Raw genomic sequence first — 13310 nt, forward strand, 5'->3', positions numbered from 1 at the left:
CGGTAAGACTTTTTCTAAGTTGGTGGAATTTCTGGAGAGAAAATTTCTGTGAAATTTTCCTCAAGCAGTGAATCTGGTGTTTGCATAATAAATGGGAGTTCGGCTCCTACCAGGCCTCTGGGGATGCGTTCTACAGTCTCACTAAAAACGACAAATAGAGGATATATAGTATTAGCTCCCTCACTCAAAATATGACTGTGGCGCAGAGGCATCAACCACTCATAATCATTGTCCAAGTACACTTGAGTTTGTCGCCAACGTCCTAATAAATCAGAAAAGTCTTCGTGAGCGCGATGAATAAAAACTAAAATTTCGGCTCCAGTTTTTATTTTCCATTCTGGATCGCACATTAAAATTGCCACATCACAGGGTAAGCAAATTGTTTGTGGCGCTGTTGTAGTATTGCGAAGACGGACAATTGGCAAGGGTATAGTGATCACACTTTCATCTGGACGACGCAGACTAGGGATCATCTCCAAGTATGGACGATATTGCTTTAGTAAGGCGATCGCAGCTAGATGATTGCTGTACTCTGCTAAACTTGCTTCGTAGTGAGATTTTTGCACAGTCATAGTTTATTAAATAGTGAGTAATTAGGAGTTAGAACTTAAGAATAAAATTAATAAGTTAAGAGTTAACAGTTTAGGAATAAAAAAATTTAACTCCTAACTTCTAACCCCTAACTATTAATCCCTTATCCCAGCTTTTCAAATACCGCAAACATAGGTAGATACATCGCTAGCAAAATGGTTCCAACCATTCCCCCTAGAACTACAATCATCACCGGTTCTAAAATACTGGTCATTGCTTTTACTGCTTGCTCAACTTCATCTTCATAGAAATCAGCAACTTTCATCAACATTCCATCTAATTCTCCAGTTTCTTCTCCGATGCTAATCATCTGAATTGCCATAGCTGGAAAAACAGCATCTTTTTGCAAAGCAATGCTAATCATACCTCCTTGTTGAATTTCCATACGGGCTGCGTCTATGGCATTGGCAATTACTTGGTTTCCTGATGTATCTCGGACAATTTCTAAGCAAGTTAAAATTGGTACACCTGAACGAGTCAAAGAACCAAAAGTTCTACTAAACCGGGCAACTGAAGACTTTTGAATTAAGTCACCAAACAACGGCATTTTGAGTGAAAGACGATCAATTGTGATGCGACCAACAGGAGTTTGAGCATATTTTCCATAGGCAATTTTTAGTACTATGAGAGCAGCGAGAAGGATGAAAGCACTCGGACTTCTCAAAAATTTACTAGCATCCATCAAGAATTGCGTTAGAGGTGGTAGTGAGATGCCAATTTGTGTAAAAATCGTGGCAAAAATCGGAATCAGAAAAATGGTCATACCGAGAAAGATCGCAACTGCGATAAAACCCACGACCGTTGGATAAGATAATGCTGATTTAATTTGATTTTGTAAACGGGCAACATCTTCTAACAACTTAGCTAAACGATTCAAAACTTCGTCTAGAACACCACCAACTTCGCCAGCTTGAATCATACTCACATATAATCCATCAAAACAGTCAGGATGCTTCCGCATTGCCTCTGAAAGATTCATTCCGCTTTGAACATCGGTGCTAATCTCCACCAGGGCTTGTTTCAGTTTAGTATTACTACACTGTTCAGAAAGTACCCCTAGACTTCTAACGATCGCAACTCCCGCATTCATCAAAACGGCAAATTGACGCGAAAAAACGGCTTTGTCTTTCACAGAAACCTTAATTAAGGAATTCTGGAAATTTTTGAAGGCAACATCTGGCTGAAATCCCTGAGATTGTTTGAGTTCTTGGATGACAAAACCTTGATCTCTGAGATTAGTCCGAGCTTGTACCAAGGATTCGGCAACAATTTTTTCTGTTCGAGAGTTTCCTTGCGAATCCCGAACACGGGCAACGAAGTTTGGCATAAAATAAATTCAAAATAGTTGTTATTAATTGGGTATGGGTATGGGGCATTGGGCATTGGTTATTAATTCTTCTCCCTCATCCCCCTCGTCTCCCCATTTCCTTTAATGCGCCTTGGCAGCCGCACCAGGTTTCGCACCTGCTGCTTGTGGTGGTACAGAAGTACCGATGAGACGTTGGATTTCATCTGGCTTAGAAGTCTTAGACATCGCCGCTTCAAAGGAAATCGTTCCTGCTTTGTAAAAATCGGCTAAAACCTTCTCCAGAGTTTGCATCCCTAATTTGCCACCAGTTTGAATAGCTGAGTAAATTTGAGATGTTTTGCCTTCTCGAATCAAGTTAGAAATAGCAGGAGTAACAATCAAAATTTCTTGAGCCATTACCCGACCATACTCACCAGGTTTAGGGCTTTTCTTGGACACTAAGGTTTGGCTAAATACCGCTACTAAAGAGTTAGACAACTGCACCCGCACCTGGGTTTGTCTTTCATGGGGGAAAACGTCAATAATCCGGTCAACCGTTTGTGCAGCGGAACTGGTGTGTAGCGTGCCAAATACCAAGTGTCCTGTTTCTGCTGCGGAAATCGCCAAAGAAATTGTTTCTAAATCACGCATTTCCCCTACCAGAACAATATCTGGATCTTCCCGCAAAGCTGCTTTCAAAGCATTAGCAAAGCTCTTAGTATCTTCACCTAGTTGTCGCTGGTGAACCAAACTTTTAATTGGTTCGTAGACAAATTCAATTGGGTCTTCCACCGTCAAAATATGCTCTGCCTTGGTGCGGTTAATCAAGTCAATCATTGCCGCTAGGGTTGTTGTCTTGCCGGAACCTGTAGGGCCTGTCACCAAAATTAGCCCTCTGGGCTTATCTGTCATTTCCCGCACGATGTCTGGCAAACCTAATTTTTCAAAGTTAGGAATCTTAGAACTTAATGCCCGTAAACAAGCAGCATAAGAACCACGTTCTTTATAAACATTGACCCGGAAGCGAGCTAAACCTTTAACGCCATAAGAACAATCCAACTCCCAGTTCTGCTCTAAGGTTTTACGCTGGGTGTTGTTAAGCATACTAAAAATTAGCCTTTGACATTGATCGGCTGTCAATACATGTTCACCTATGGGGGTGAGTTTGCCACTGATGCGGAAGTAGGGAGGCAAACCTGCGGATAAATGCATATCCGAGCCACCCAATTCAATCAATTGCTCCATCAAGTCTTCAATCATCATTTCCATAGTTCTGCTTCCTTTTAATATTTGTTATTTGTTCTTTGTCATTTGTCATTTGTTTTAAGTTAGTAAGCATCAACTAATGACCAATGACTAATGACTAATGACTATTAGTCTTAAAACCGAGCTGTCATACAGTAAGGACAATCCAACCATTCTTGTTTCAATGTGGCCTCGCAACTCCGGCAGGTAAGACCAGTCTTGCGTTTGGCTTTTAACTCGGCTTCCAAACCAGTATCAGTAAATGTCACCCGTTCTACTTCTTCTAGGGTGGTAGAACCAAGGCGCACTAAGTCTAAACTGTAAGCCAGCAAGGTTTTCATTCCCTCTTCTATTGCTACTTCTTTGATGCGTTCTGTGGGTGCATCTTCGTTAATGAGAGTTTGGAGGTTTTCGGTGACTCGCATAACTTCATAAACACCACAACGCCCTTTGTAGCCGCCGCCATTACATTTTGGACAAAGCTGATTTTTGGCTTTGGCTTCGGCGATCGCATCTAATGTCAAACTGTTAGCTTTATAGAAGGTGACTCCAACATCAGAGGAAGCTGATAGACCATAACGAGCTAGTTCTTCGGTTGTGGGAGTGTAGGGAATACGACATTCAGAACAGACACGCCGCACCAAACGTTGAGCTAGAACGCCAATTAGGGAACTAGAAACCATGAAAGGCTCAATCCCCATTTCTCCCAAACGTGCGATCGCACCTGGGGCATCATTAGTATGTAAGGTAGTTAATACTAAGTGACCAGTTAAGGCAGCTTCAATCGCTGTTTTTGCCGTTTCCTTATCCCGTGTTTCACCCACCAGTAGCACATCTGGATCTTGACGTAAGAAAGCCCGCAACGCGGTAGCAAAATCCAGCCCTTTTTCCCGAATCACCTGTACTTGAGTAATCCCTGGAAGACTGTACTCAATTGGGTCTTCTACAGTACTGATATTAATTCCAGGATCATTCTTTTCTGAGAGTGCAGAATACAGAGAGGTTGTTTTCCCAGAACCAGTTGGCCCAGTTACCAAAATTAGCCCAAAGGGACGGCTAACCATATCCTGGACAATATGTAAAGTCTCTGGATCGGTAATTAACTTATCTAATCCCAACTGGGTGGAGGAGTTATCCAAAATCCGCAGTACCACCTTTTCCCCGTAGCGACTGGGTAAGGTATTCACCCGGAAGTCCACCTTGCGTCCCTCAAACAGCCGTCGGATACGTCCATCTTGAGGTAGACGGCGTTCCGCAATGTCTAGATTGGAGATAATTTTAAATCGGGCTGTCACCGCCGGAATAATTTTTTTCGGTAGGGGATCGAAAGCTTCCTTCAGTACGCCATCCTTCCGAAAGCGAATGCGTAAATTTTCTTCTTGCGGTTCGATATGAATATCAGAAACGCCCTCATGCAAGGCTTTAGCCAGGATTCTGTTAACTAGGTTGATGACTGGGGCATCCTCTGCACCCTTCATTGCTGCCCCTAGATCAGCCTCCATTTCTTCAGGAGCATCTGAAATATCAAGATTTCCGAGGTTTTCTAAATCCTGATTAATATCTGTAAACTTTTCTTGTTCTAGGTGCTTCTGCTTAACAGCCATTTCATCCAAGTATTGGTTGATTAGCTGTTGGTAGTCTTCCTGGGTAATCACCATCCGCTGCAACGCCAAACCTTGGGGGCGCAGGATGCGGTTCAGGTCATCAGAAGCCTCTAGATTATCTGGAGCGACCATCGCCACTAAAACTGAGGGTGGGGTTTGGTCTTCGTGTTTCGATAGTGGTACTAAACGATGGCGACGACAGATATCGATTGGGATCAGGGTTTCAATCAGATTCCCCATCATCGTATTGCCAACAGAGTTGACTTCAGGATCGAGAAATTCAACTCCGTATAGGATTTTAAGTTCAAATAGCTGCTGTTTTTTATATTGCCTGAGCAACTCAGGCGATAGTTGTTGCCCAGTGATTGACTCTAGTACTTCCGTTAAGGGTCTGCCAGATTTGCGGCTTTCAATTAGTGCCTGCCTCATCTGTTCAGTATTGACATAGCCAGATTGGACTAGCTTATTGCCAAAGGGTGAAAACTCTGTTCTGGTAGTTAGAGCGGTACTGCGCCGTTGTGGTGACGAGTTCATAAATGAGCAATTGATTTGGGGAAACCTCTACTTAAAGTATTCCCAGCCTGGGAGGTAGAATTCTCATTTCCCAAAAAAGCGAATAGAATTCGCGGCTACACAAACAAAGTCCACCTACGCGGACTAAAGAAAAATTGAGTGTTTTAAACCCACGGAGGTGGGTTTTGTCCGTGTAGACGCGGTTTCTAACCGCCCTTTTACTCCCCAGTCCCCAGTCCTACTCGTTCGGGTTCCCGCCTTAGTCGCTTCTGGGCTAACGTGTTCACCATTTGTCACAATAAGAGGACGGTTAAATCACTTCCAGGAACTTATCGGCAACAAAATCAGCCCCAGTGGTAAGTCGTGGATGACGACGGCTACAAACTGTGGAGATAGACTGCCATAAATAGAAACTGGAATGAATGGACAATGATCGATGAAAATAAACAGATAAACAATACAAGCCAGCAATTGGGTGAACCAACAGAGGTAAAGCAAGCAATGATGAGTGACTCCCCAGCCCAAATTAATTTCAATGAATCTGGTAGCGAGGTGACAGAACAAGTGGCAGCCCAAACAGGAGATACGGCTACTATCAATCCAGACAATAGCTTCGCTGCAACCGAGAAAACTGAAGTAGAGAGGGCAGCTTTGGCAGAACTGACTCAACAAATCGAGTCCCTCAAAACGCAGTTAGAAGAACGTAGTACTCAATATATGCGGATTGCTGCTGATTTTGAGAATTACCGGAAACGCACTAGTAAAGAAAAAGAAGACTTAGAGTTGCAGGTGAAACGGAACACGATTTTGGAATTGCTGCCAGTGGTCGATAATTTTGAGCGGGCGCGATCGCACCTCAAACCGCAATCTGATGGCGAAATGACCATGCACAAAAGTTACCAAGGCGTTTATAAACAATTAGTAGATAGCCTGAAGCGCTTGGGTGTATCACCAATGCGTCCCGAAAACCAAGAATTTGATCCTAACCTGCACGAAGCAGTAATGCGGGAACCTACGGATGAACATCCTGAAGGAACAGTGTTAGAAGAGTTAGTGCGCGGATACTACTTGGGCGATCGCGTGCTACGCCATGCAATGGTCAAAGTAGCTGCTCCCAAGGAAGATAGCCCTGCTGCACCAGAAGATCAGCCGAGTTCAGCCAACAGTTAAGCTGTAATCGCTCACCTCGCTGACCTGAAGTGCCTGGGTTCTAGTAAGGACGAGCATCGCGTACCTAAATCAAAACAAGGCTTTGGATAACTCTCTGTGTTTCAACTTCTCTTTTGCTGGTAGCAAAAGAGGTTCCACAGACGTTATCCGCTAGCCTTTGTTCTTAGGAAAAAAGTTAGTCCGCGACATATTACAGCAGAATAAATCAGTAAAAATACTGGCAAATATGGGAAAAGTTATTGGGATTGACTTAGGCACTACTAACAGTTGCGTCGCAGTTTTGGAGGGCGGTCAACCACTAGTGATCTCCAATTCTGAAGGGGGACGAACTACTCCAAGTATTGTCGGATTTGGGAAAAGTGGCGATCGCTTGGTTGGTCAATTGGCAAAGCGCCAAGCCGTAACCAATGCTGAAAACACAATTTACAGTATTAAACGATTTATCGGGCGGCGTTGGGAAGACACGGAAATAGAACGCGATCGCGTCCCATACAACTGTATCAAAGGTCGAGATGAGACCGTAGATGTCCAAATTCGCTCAAAAAACTACACGCCACAAGAATTATCCGCCATGATCCTGCAAAAGCTGAAGCAGGATGCGGAAAACTTCTTGGGTGAGGAAGTCACTCAAGCAGTGATCACCGTACCCGCATATTTCACAGATGCCCAAAGACAAGCAACTAAAGATGCTGGCACCATTGCAGGACTAGAAGTACTGCGAATCATCAATGAGCCAACAGCTGCGGCTTTAGCTTTTGGATTGGAAAAGCAAGACCAAGAGCAGCTAATTTTAGTATTTGACTTGGGAGGCGGTACTTTCGATGTATCGATCCTACAACTTGGGGACGGCGTTTTTGAAGTTAAGGCGACTTGTGGTAATAACCACTTAGGTGGAGACGACTTTGATAATGCGATCGTCCTTTGGATGATGGAACGTTTCCAGCAAGAAGAGAAAATCGACCTTTCCAAAGACAAGATGGCGTTGCAACGCCTGCGGGAAGCAGCGGAAAAGGCAAAAATTGAACTCTCCAGTATGGTGAATACCTCCATCAATTTGCCCTTTATTACATCTGATGACACCGGGCCAAAGCATCTGGAAATGGAACTCAGTCGTTCTAAATTTGAAGAACTGGCCGCTAAATTAATTGAAGCGACCATCGAACCACTGATCCAATCGCTCAAAGATGCCGATCTCAAACCAGAAGCCATAGACCGGATTATTTTGGTAGGTGGTTCCACCCGTATTCCCGCAGTTCAAAACGCGCTAATTAAGTTTTTCAACGGCAAAGCTCCCGATCGCTCCATCAACCCTGACGAAGCCGTAGCATTAGGAGCAGCTATCCAAGCAGGTGTATTGGGTGGTGAAGTCGATAATCTCTTACTCTTGGATGTTACCCCTCTGTCCTTGGGAATTGAAACCTTGGGTGAAGTGTTCACCAAAATCATTGAACGCAACACCACAATTCCTACGAGTCGGTCACAAGTTTTTTCCACCGCCGTTGATGGGCAAACCTCAGTAGAAATTCACATCCTCCAAGGTGAACGGGCAATGTCACGAGATAACAAGAGTCTCGGCAAGTTTTTGCTCGCCGGAATTCCCCCATCGCCCCGTGGTGTGCCGCAAATTGAAGTATCCTTTGAAATCGATGTCAACGGCATCTTGAAGGTTTCTGCTCAAGATAAAGGTACTGGTAGAGAACAGAGTATCAGGATTACCAATACAGGTGGTTTGAGTACTAACGAAGTCGAACGGATGCGCCAAGAGGCCGAACTGTTTGCCGAAGAAGATAGAAGACGTAAAGAACTGGTTGAACTCAAAAACCAAGCAGATAATTTGTTGTTCAGTTACGAATCCACCATCAAAGATAACAGCAGCTTTATCGGCGACCAGATAAAAACCTTAGCCAGTGAAAAAGTTTCCCAACTCCAAGCGGCAATGATTGACTCCAGCATTTCCACTGTGGAATTTAAGCAGCGCTTAGAAGACTTCCAACAAACCTTGTTTGCAATTGGTGCCGATGTCTACAACCGAGCTAACAGCCAAAGTGATGAGATTGAGAAGGATTCAGCTAGTCTTTTTACGCCAGAAGTAGATTCACCAATGAACGGTACACTAATACCACAATTCAACTTTGATTTTGACGAAGAAAGTACTGCACAAGCTGATTATGAGGCGATAGATTAGGGGTTGGGCATGGGGCATTGGTGAATAGTTATCAGAAAAATGGGTTTAAAACCCCGTGCTGGAAGCACGGCTTTAAAGTAATGAGTAAGGAGTAATGAGTAATGAGTGGATGAAAAATGGGTATTTACTTATTACTTGTTACTCATTACTCCAGAATCACCGTGCGTACCCTTCGGGAACGCCAAGGGCGAACACGGCGGTGAGGATGTCAATCTTCCCCTACTTCCTCATCCCCCTCATATCCCACTCCCCACTCCCTAAGTTACAAATTTTAATTAAGACATTTCAATATATCTAAAATATTTAGCGAAGTTTCACAAGACCCCAGGGGTTTGCTAGATTGTAGAAGCAAATTACTTTGGACTAGGCAGTGTGCCAGTTTAGATGCACTTCCATTGCATAAGGGTGGTTTTCCACACCTAATGGTGCGGCTAGCCCATCTGGTTGATGGGCGGGGTTTTCCTCTGCTACGTAGCACAATTGTAAAAGAGACAGCCGACTCGGCAGTGAGAAGTCTGAGCAAAGGCTTCCCCTGCTCTTAACTTCTATAGCTTTTGTCGTCTCCCACGAGGAAAGCACCTGTTATTCAAGATTTGTCGGTGATTTTTGTAAAAGCTAAAGGGTAAAATTAATTTATTAACAAAAATTAATTTTATCTTCTGTCTGACCTCCGGCAAGCCACCCTCTAAAGGAGACTGTGTTGCTCTTGCATATCTGTCAAGCAAAACACTTTTACGTAGGGTAGCAAGTGACCGTGATCTTCTACTGACTTCTGCTTTCTTCCTTCTAACTTTTACCTTTGCTATATGGCCCGCGACTATTATGAAATCCTGGGTGTCTCTCGTGACACCGACAAAGAAGAAATCAAACAAGCCTATCGCCGTTTAGCCCGGAAGTATCACCCAGATGTGAACAAAGAACCGGGAGCGGAGGATCGCTTTAAAGAAATTAACCGCGCTTACGAGGTACTCTCAGAACCAGAAACCCGCGCTCGTTACGATCGCTTTGGCCCTGAGGGTGTATCTGGTGCTGCTGGCGCGGGCTTTCAAGATGTCGGTGATATGGGTGGCTTTGCCGATATCTTTGAAAGCATTTTTAGTGGCTTTGCTGGCGGTATGGGTAATCCCACGCAACAAAGACGACGCAGTGGGCCTGCCAGGGGCGATGATCTACGGCTAGACCTGAAGTTAGACTTTCGGGAAGCAGTATTTGGCGGCGAAAAAGAAATTCGCATTTCCCATTTAGAAAATTGTGAAGTATGTAGCGGTTCTGGTGCTAAACCTGGAACCCGTCCTCGGACTTGTTCGACTTGTAGCGGTTCTGGTCAAGTCCGCCGTGTCACGAGAACACCCTTTGGCAGTTTCACCCAAGTCTCAACTTGTCCCACCTGTAATGGCACAGGGATGGTCATTGAAGATAAGTGTGATGCCTGTGATGGTAAGGGCGCAAATCAAGTCACAAAGAAACTCAAAATTACCATTCCGGCTGGGGTGGATAATGGCACACGTTTACGAATTTCTAGTGAAGGAGATTCCGGTCAGCGCGGCGGTCCTCCTGGGGATTTGTATGTTTACTTGTTCGTGAATGAGGATGAGGAATTCCAACGGGATGGCATTAATATTCTCTCGGAAATCAAAGTTAGCTACCTACAAGCGATTTTAGGTTGTCGGTTAGAGGTAGATACGGTAGATGGCCCAGTAGAACTGATTATTCCAGCCGGAACTCAGCCGAATACGGTGATGAAGTTGGAAAATCGCGGCGTACCTCGCTTGGGTAATCCCGTCAGTCGTGGGGATCACATGCTGAACGTATTAATTGATATTCCCAATAAAGTCACCCCAGAGGAGAGGGAACTATTGGAGAAACTGGCTAAAATTAAGGGCGATCGCACTGGTAAAGGTGGTCTAGAAGGATTCTTGGGAAATTTATTTAAGTGATGATGCCCTCTTCTGTTTCAACTCCCGATGCTCAACTTGATTTACGCGGCACCCCTTGCCCGATTAATTTCGTGCGGACAAAATTACGTCTGGAGAAAATGCCATTGGGAGGTTTACTAGAAGTCTGGCTAGATCCAGGTGAGCCGATTGAGCAGGTTCCTGATAGTTTGACAATGGCAGGTTATCAGGTGGAACAAATTACAGATTGCACTAGTTATTTTTCTCTGCTAGTGCGTCGTCCAGTTGCTAGCCAATGACAGGGAAAAATTTTGCCGCAACTGGACAGTTATTGGGTACGGTGGTGGCTGTACAGGCCAATTTTTACCGAGTACAGCTAGATGAAGAGGATGGGGAGCAGGGGAGCAGGGGAGCAGAGGAGAAACTAGATTTAAATGCCTCCCTCCTCCTCTGTACTCGTCGAACCCGCCTGAAAAAAATTGGACAACAGGTGATGGTGGGCGATCGCGTTGTGGTAGAAGAGCCAGATTGGGCTGGGGGACGGGGTGCGATCGCGGAGGTTTTACCCCGCCAAAGTGAGTTAGATCGTCCCGCGATCGCCAATGTCAACCAAATTCTATTGGTATTTGCTGTAGCCGATCCGCCTTTGGAACCTTATCAACTGAGTCGGTTTCTAATTAAAGCTGAGTCTACTGATTTAGATGTGCTTTTATGCTTGAATAAAAGTGATTTAATTTCACCGCCAGAACAGCAACAAGTTAGCGATCGCCTCCTTGGTTGGGGTTATCAACCAATATTTATCAGTGTTAAAGATGGTATAAATACTGAGCAAGCCGCCAGATATTTGAGCAATAAAATTACTGTCATTGCTGGGCCATCTGGCGTAGGTAAATCCAGCCTGATTAATACGCTGATTGACTCTGCCAAGCTGCGAGTCGGAGAAGTTTCGGGCAAATTAGCTCGTGGTCGTCATACCACTCGCCATATAGAATTATTTGAGTTACCTAAGGGTGGATTACTGGCGGATACTCCCGGCTTTAATCAGCCGGATATGGATTGTATACCAGAAGAATTAATCCATTATTTCCCAGAAGCTAGAAAGCGGTTAGCAGTTGCTAGCTGTCGGTTTAGTGATTGTCTGCATCGAGACGAGCCTGAATGTGCGGTGCGGGGAGATTGGGAACGATATGAACATTATTTAGAATTTTTGGACGCGGCGATCGCTCATCAAACACAGATGCACGAACAAGCCGATCCAGAATCTACGATGAAGTTAAAAAGCAAAAGCAAAGGCAAAGGGCAGAGTCAATACGAACCCAAGCTAGAAAGTAAAAAATATCGCCGAATTTCTCGGAAGACTCAGTTACAAGACTTGCAAGAGTTATATCGGGATGAAGAATAAAGCTGCACCAATAAGCTCATCCAGAATCAACTCTCAAGTTAAAAAGCAAAGACAAAGAGCAATTCCCAAGACTGAAAATATTCAAAAGTCCCGCAGCTAGGCTTGTCGTAGACATCGCTCCTTTAAACGTCAAGGTATTATGTACTCGAACACCGTGCAGCATAAAGCCTGAGGTTTTGCATGAAAGTAGCAGTTTTCAGTACAAAAGCCTACGATCGGCAGTTTTTGTCAGCTGCAAATTCTCCCACCCAACACGAATTAGTGTTTTTTGAACCCCGCTTAAATCGGGATACGGCTATCCTTGCCGCCGGATTTCCGGCGGTTTGCGTGTTTGTACACGATCAGGTAGATGCTTCAACTTTAGAGCTTCTCGCCTCAGGGGGAACTCGCTTGATTGTCCTTCGATGTGCAGGGTTTAACAATGTAGACTTGCAAGCCGCAGCAGACTTAGGAATTACTGTTGTGCGTGTTCCCGCCTATTCACCTTATGGGGTAGCAGAACATGCCGTAGGATTGATTTTGAGCCTAAATCGCAAAATTCATCGTGCTTATAACCGTGTCCGAGAAGGCAATTTTTCCCTAGATGGACTGTTGGGATTTAATTTGCACGATCGCACAGTGGGAATTGTCGGTACTGGTAAAATCGGTCTGATTTTAGGACAGATTATGAAGGGATTTGGCTGTCACCTACTAGCTTATGACGTTTATCGCAATCCAGAATTGGAGGCGCTAGGTGGAAAGTATGTAGAACTACCTGAGCTATTTGCCAACTCCGATATTATCTCTTTGCATTGCCCCCTGACTCCTGAAACGCATCACTTGATTAATACTGAGGCAATAGAAAAGATTAAGCCAGGTGTGATGCTAATTAATACTAGCCGAGGAGCGCTGATTGATACCCTTGCAGTGATTGAGGGATTAAAGTCTGGTAAGATTGGCTATCTTGGTGTGGATGTCTACGAGCAAGAATCAGAATTGTTCTTTGAGGATTTGTCTGGCGAAATTATTCAAGATGATATTTTCCAACGTCTGACAACGTTCCCCAATGTACTAATTACTGGACATCAAGCCTTTTTTACAGCAGAAGCTCTCTACAATATTGCAGAAACAACTTTTGCTAATATTACTGATATTGAACAGAGTCATCCTTGTGCGAATGAAATTCGCATCTAAACCTTTAGCAATATAGCAGTTCTCGTTCAAGAGAGGTACACCCGTAGGGGCAATACCCTGCGGGAAGCCGCAACTCTTGGAGACGCTCCGCGATCGCGTCTACATAAATTGCCCCTATGACAGATGTGGTTCAAATACATGAAAACTGCTGAAACTTTAGTTTCAGTACAACAGGTAGGGAAGATCCAAAAACTTGGCGTTCTGCTGACAGCATTGATTGAGAAAAAATCATTAACTACTCTTA

The 13310-nt window shown here is 44.4% G+C and carries 12 protein-coding genes; 7 read left to right on the forward strand and 5 right to left on the reverse strand.

Annotated features, from left to right (window positions below):
• Positions 1-14 precede the first annotated feature (14 nt).
• The 4 genes from V7L31_RS09715 to V7L31_RS09730 form a co-directional block, all read right to left on the reverse strand.
• Positions 15-572: a hypothetical protein gene (locus V7L31_RS09715; RefSeq protein ID WP_334696033.1), complete on the reverse strand. Its 558-nt coding sequence runs from the start codon at positions 570-572 to the stop codon at positions 15-17.
• A gap of 122 nt (positions 573-694) precedes the next feature.
• On the reverse strand, positions 695-1918 hold the full coding sequence (locus V7L31_RS09720; protein ID WP_334696034.1) for a type II secretion system F family protein: 1224 nt from the start codon (positions 1916-1918) through the stop codon (positions 695-697).
• A gap of 102 nt (positions 1919-2020) precedes the next feature.
• Positions 2021-3148: a type IV pilus twitching motility protein PilT gene (locus tag V7L31_RS09725; RefSeq protein WP_289797446.1), complete on the reverse strand. Its 1128-nt coding sequence runs from the start codon at positions 3146-3148 to the stop codon at positions 2021-2023.
• Positions 3149-3258: 110 nt separating this feature from the next.
• On the reverse strand, positions 3259-5262 hold the full coding sequence (locus tag V7L31_RS09730) for a GspE/PulE family protein (RefSeq protein ID WP_334696035.1): 2004 nt from the start codon (positions 5260-5262) through the stop codon (positions 3259-3261).
• A 157-nt stretch (positions 5263-5419) separates the two neighbouring features.
• Between V7L31_RS09730 and V7L31_RS09735 the strand changes: the two genes are divergently transcribed.
• The 3 genes from V7L31_RS09735 to dnaK all read left to right on the forward strand — a co-directional run bounded on the left by V7L31_RS09735 (position 5420) and on the right by dnaK (position 8596).
• Positions 5420-5647: a hypothetical protein gene (locus tag V7L31_RS09735; RefSeq protein WP_334696036.1), complete on the forward strand. Its 228-nt coding sequence runs from the start codon at positions 5420-5422 to the stop codon at positions 5645-5647.
• Between the two features lie 23 nt (positions 5648-5670).
• Complete coding sequence (gene grpE / locus V7L31_RS09740) at positions 5671-6411, forward strand: nucleotide exchange factor GrpE (RefSeq protein WP_334696037.1); 741 nt, start codon at positions 5671-5673, stop codon at positions 6409-6411.
• 226 nt (positions 6412-6637) lie between these two features.
• Positions 6638-8596, forward strand: coding sequence for a molecular chaperone DnaK (gene dnaK / locus V7L31_RS09745; RefSeq protein WP_334696038.1), 1959 nt, complete (start codon positions 6638-6640; stop codon positions 8594-8596).
• Between the two features lie 363 nt (positions 8597-8959).
• On the opposite strand, the gene V7L31_RS09750 is transcribed toward dnaK, so the two are convergent.
• The gene (locus V7L31_RS09750; protein ID WP_179067211.1) at positions 8960-9175 is read right to left on the reverse strand and encodes a hypothetical protein; all 216 of its coding nucleotides are present in this window, start codon (positions 9173-9175) and stop codon (positions 8960-8962) included.
• Between the two features lie 227 nt (positions 9176-9402).
• On the opposite strand from V7L31_RS09750, the gene dnaJ reads away from it, so the two are divergent.
• From dnaJ to V7L31_RS09770, 4 genes are all read left to right on the forward strand, one after another.
• Positions 9403-10533 carry a molecular chaperone DnaJ gene (gene dnaJ, locus V7L31_RS09755; protein ID WP_292853211.1) on the forward strand — a complete coding sequence of 377 codons (1131 nt, stop codon included), beginning with the start codon at positions 9403-9405 and terminating at the stop codon, positions 10531-10533.
• On the forward strand, positions 10533-10790 hold the full coding sequence (locus tag V7L31_RS09760) for a sulfurtransferase TusA family protein (RefSeq protein ID WP_292853213.1): 258 nt from the start codon (positions 10533-10535) through the stop codon (positions 10788-10790). The genes dnaJ and V7L31_RS09760 overlap by 1 nt, the downstream gene beginning before the upstream one ends.
• Positions 10787-11893 (forward strand): small ribosomal subunit biogenesis GTPase RsgA, encoded by a 1107-nt coding sequence (gene rsgA, locus V7L31_RS09765; RefSeq protein WP_334696039.1) that lies wholly within the window; start codon positions 10787-10789, stop codon positions 11891-11893. Before V7L31_RS09760 ends, rsgA begins: the two co-directional genes overlap by 4 nt.
• A gap of 180 nt (positions 11894-12073) precedes the next feature.
• Positions 12074-13066: a 2-hydroxyacid dehydrogenase gene (locus V7L31_RS09770; RefSeq protein ID WP_334696040.1), complete on the forward strand. Its 993-nt coding sequence runs from the start codon at positions 12074-12076 to the stop codon at positions 13064-13066.
• Positions 13067-13310: the final 244 nt, after the last annotated feature.

The organism is Nostoc sp., from assembly GCF_036916655.1.
Classification (GTDB): domain Bacteria; phylum Cyanobacteriota; class Cyanobacteriia; order Cyanobacteriales; family Nostocaceae; genus Nostoc.

What these genes read in the sequence shown, in the direction of transcription:
- dnaJ (WP_292853211.1), top strand. Translation starts at nt 9,403, where the DNA reads ATGGCCCGCGACTATTATGAAATCCTGGGTGTCTCTCGTGACACCGAC.
- V7L31_RS09770 (WP_334696040.1), top strand. Translation starts at nt 12,074, where the DNA reads ATGAAAGTAGCAGTTTTCAGTACAAAAGCCTACGATCGGCAGTTTTTG.
- V7L31_RS09725 (WP_289797446.1), bottom strand. Translation starts at nt 3,148, where the DNA reads ATGGAAATGATGATTGAAGACTTGATGGAGCAATTGATTGAATTGGGT.
- dnaK (WP_334696038.1), top strand. Translation starts at nt 6,638, where the DNA reads ATGGGAAAAGTTATTGGGATTGACTTAGGCACTACTAACAGTTGCGTC.
- V7L31_RS09715 (WP_334696033.1), bottom strand. Translation starts at nt 572, where the DNA reads ATGACTGTGCAAAAATCTCACTACGAAGCAAGTTTAGCAGAGTACAGC.
- grpE (WP_334696037.1), top strand. Translation starts at nt 5,671, where the DNA reads ATGATCGATGAAAATAAACAGATAAACAATACAAGCCAGCAATTGGGT.
- V7L31_RS09720 (WP_334696034.1), bottom strand. Translation starts at nt 1,918, where the DNA reads ATGCCAAACTTCGTTGCCCGTGTTCGGGATTCGCAAGGAAACTCTCGA.
- rsgA (WP_334696039.1), top strand. Translation starts at nt 10,787, where the DNA reads ATGACAGGGAAAAATTTTGCCGCAACTGGACAGTTATTGGGTACGGTG.
- V7L31_RS09760 (WP_292853213.1), top strand. Translation starts at nt 10,533, where the DNA reads ATGATGCCCTCTTCTGTTTCAACTCCCGATGCTCAACTTGATTTACGC.
- V7L31_RS09730 (WP_334696035.1), bottom strand. Translation starts at nt 5,262, where the DNA reads ATGAACTCGTCACCACAACGGCGCAGTACCGCTCTAACTACCAGAACA.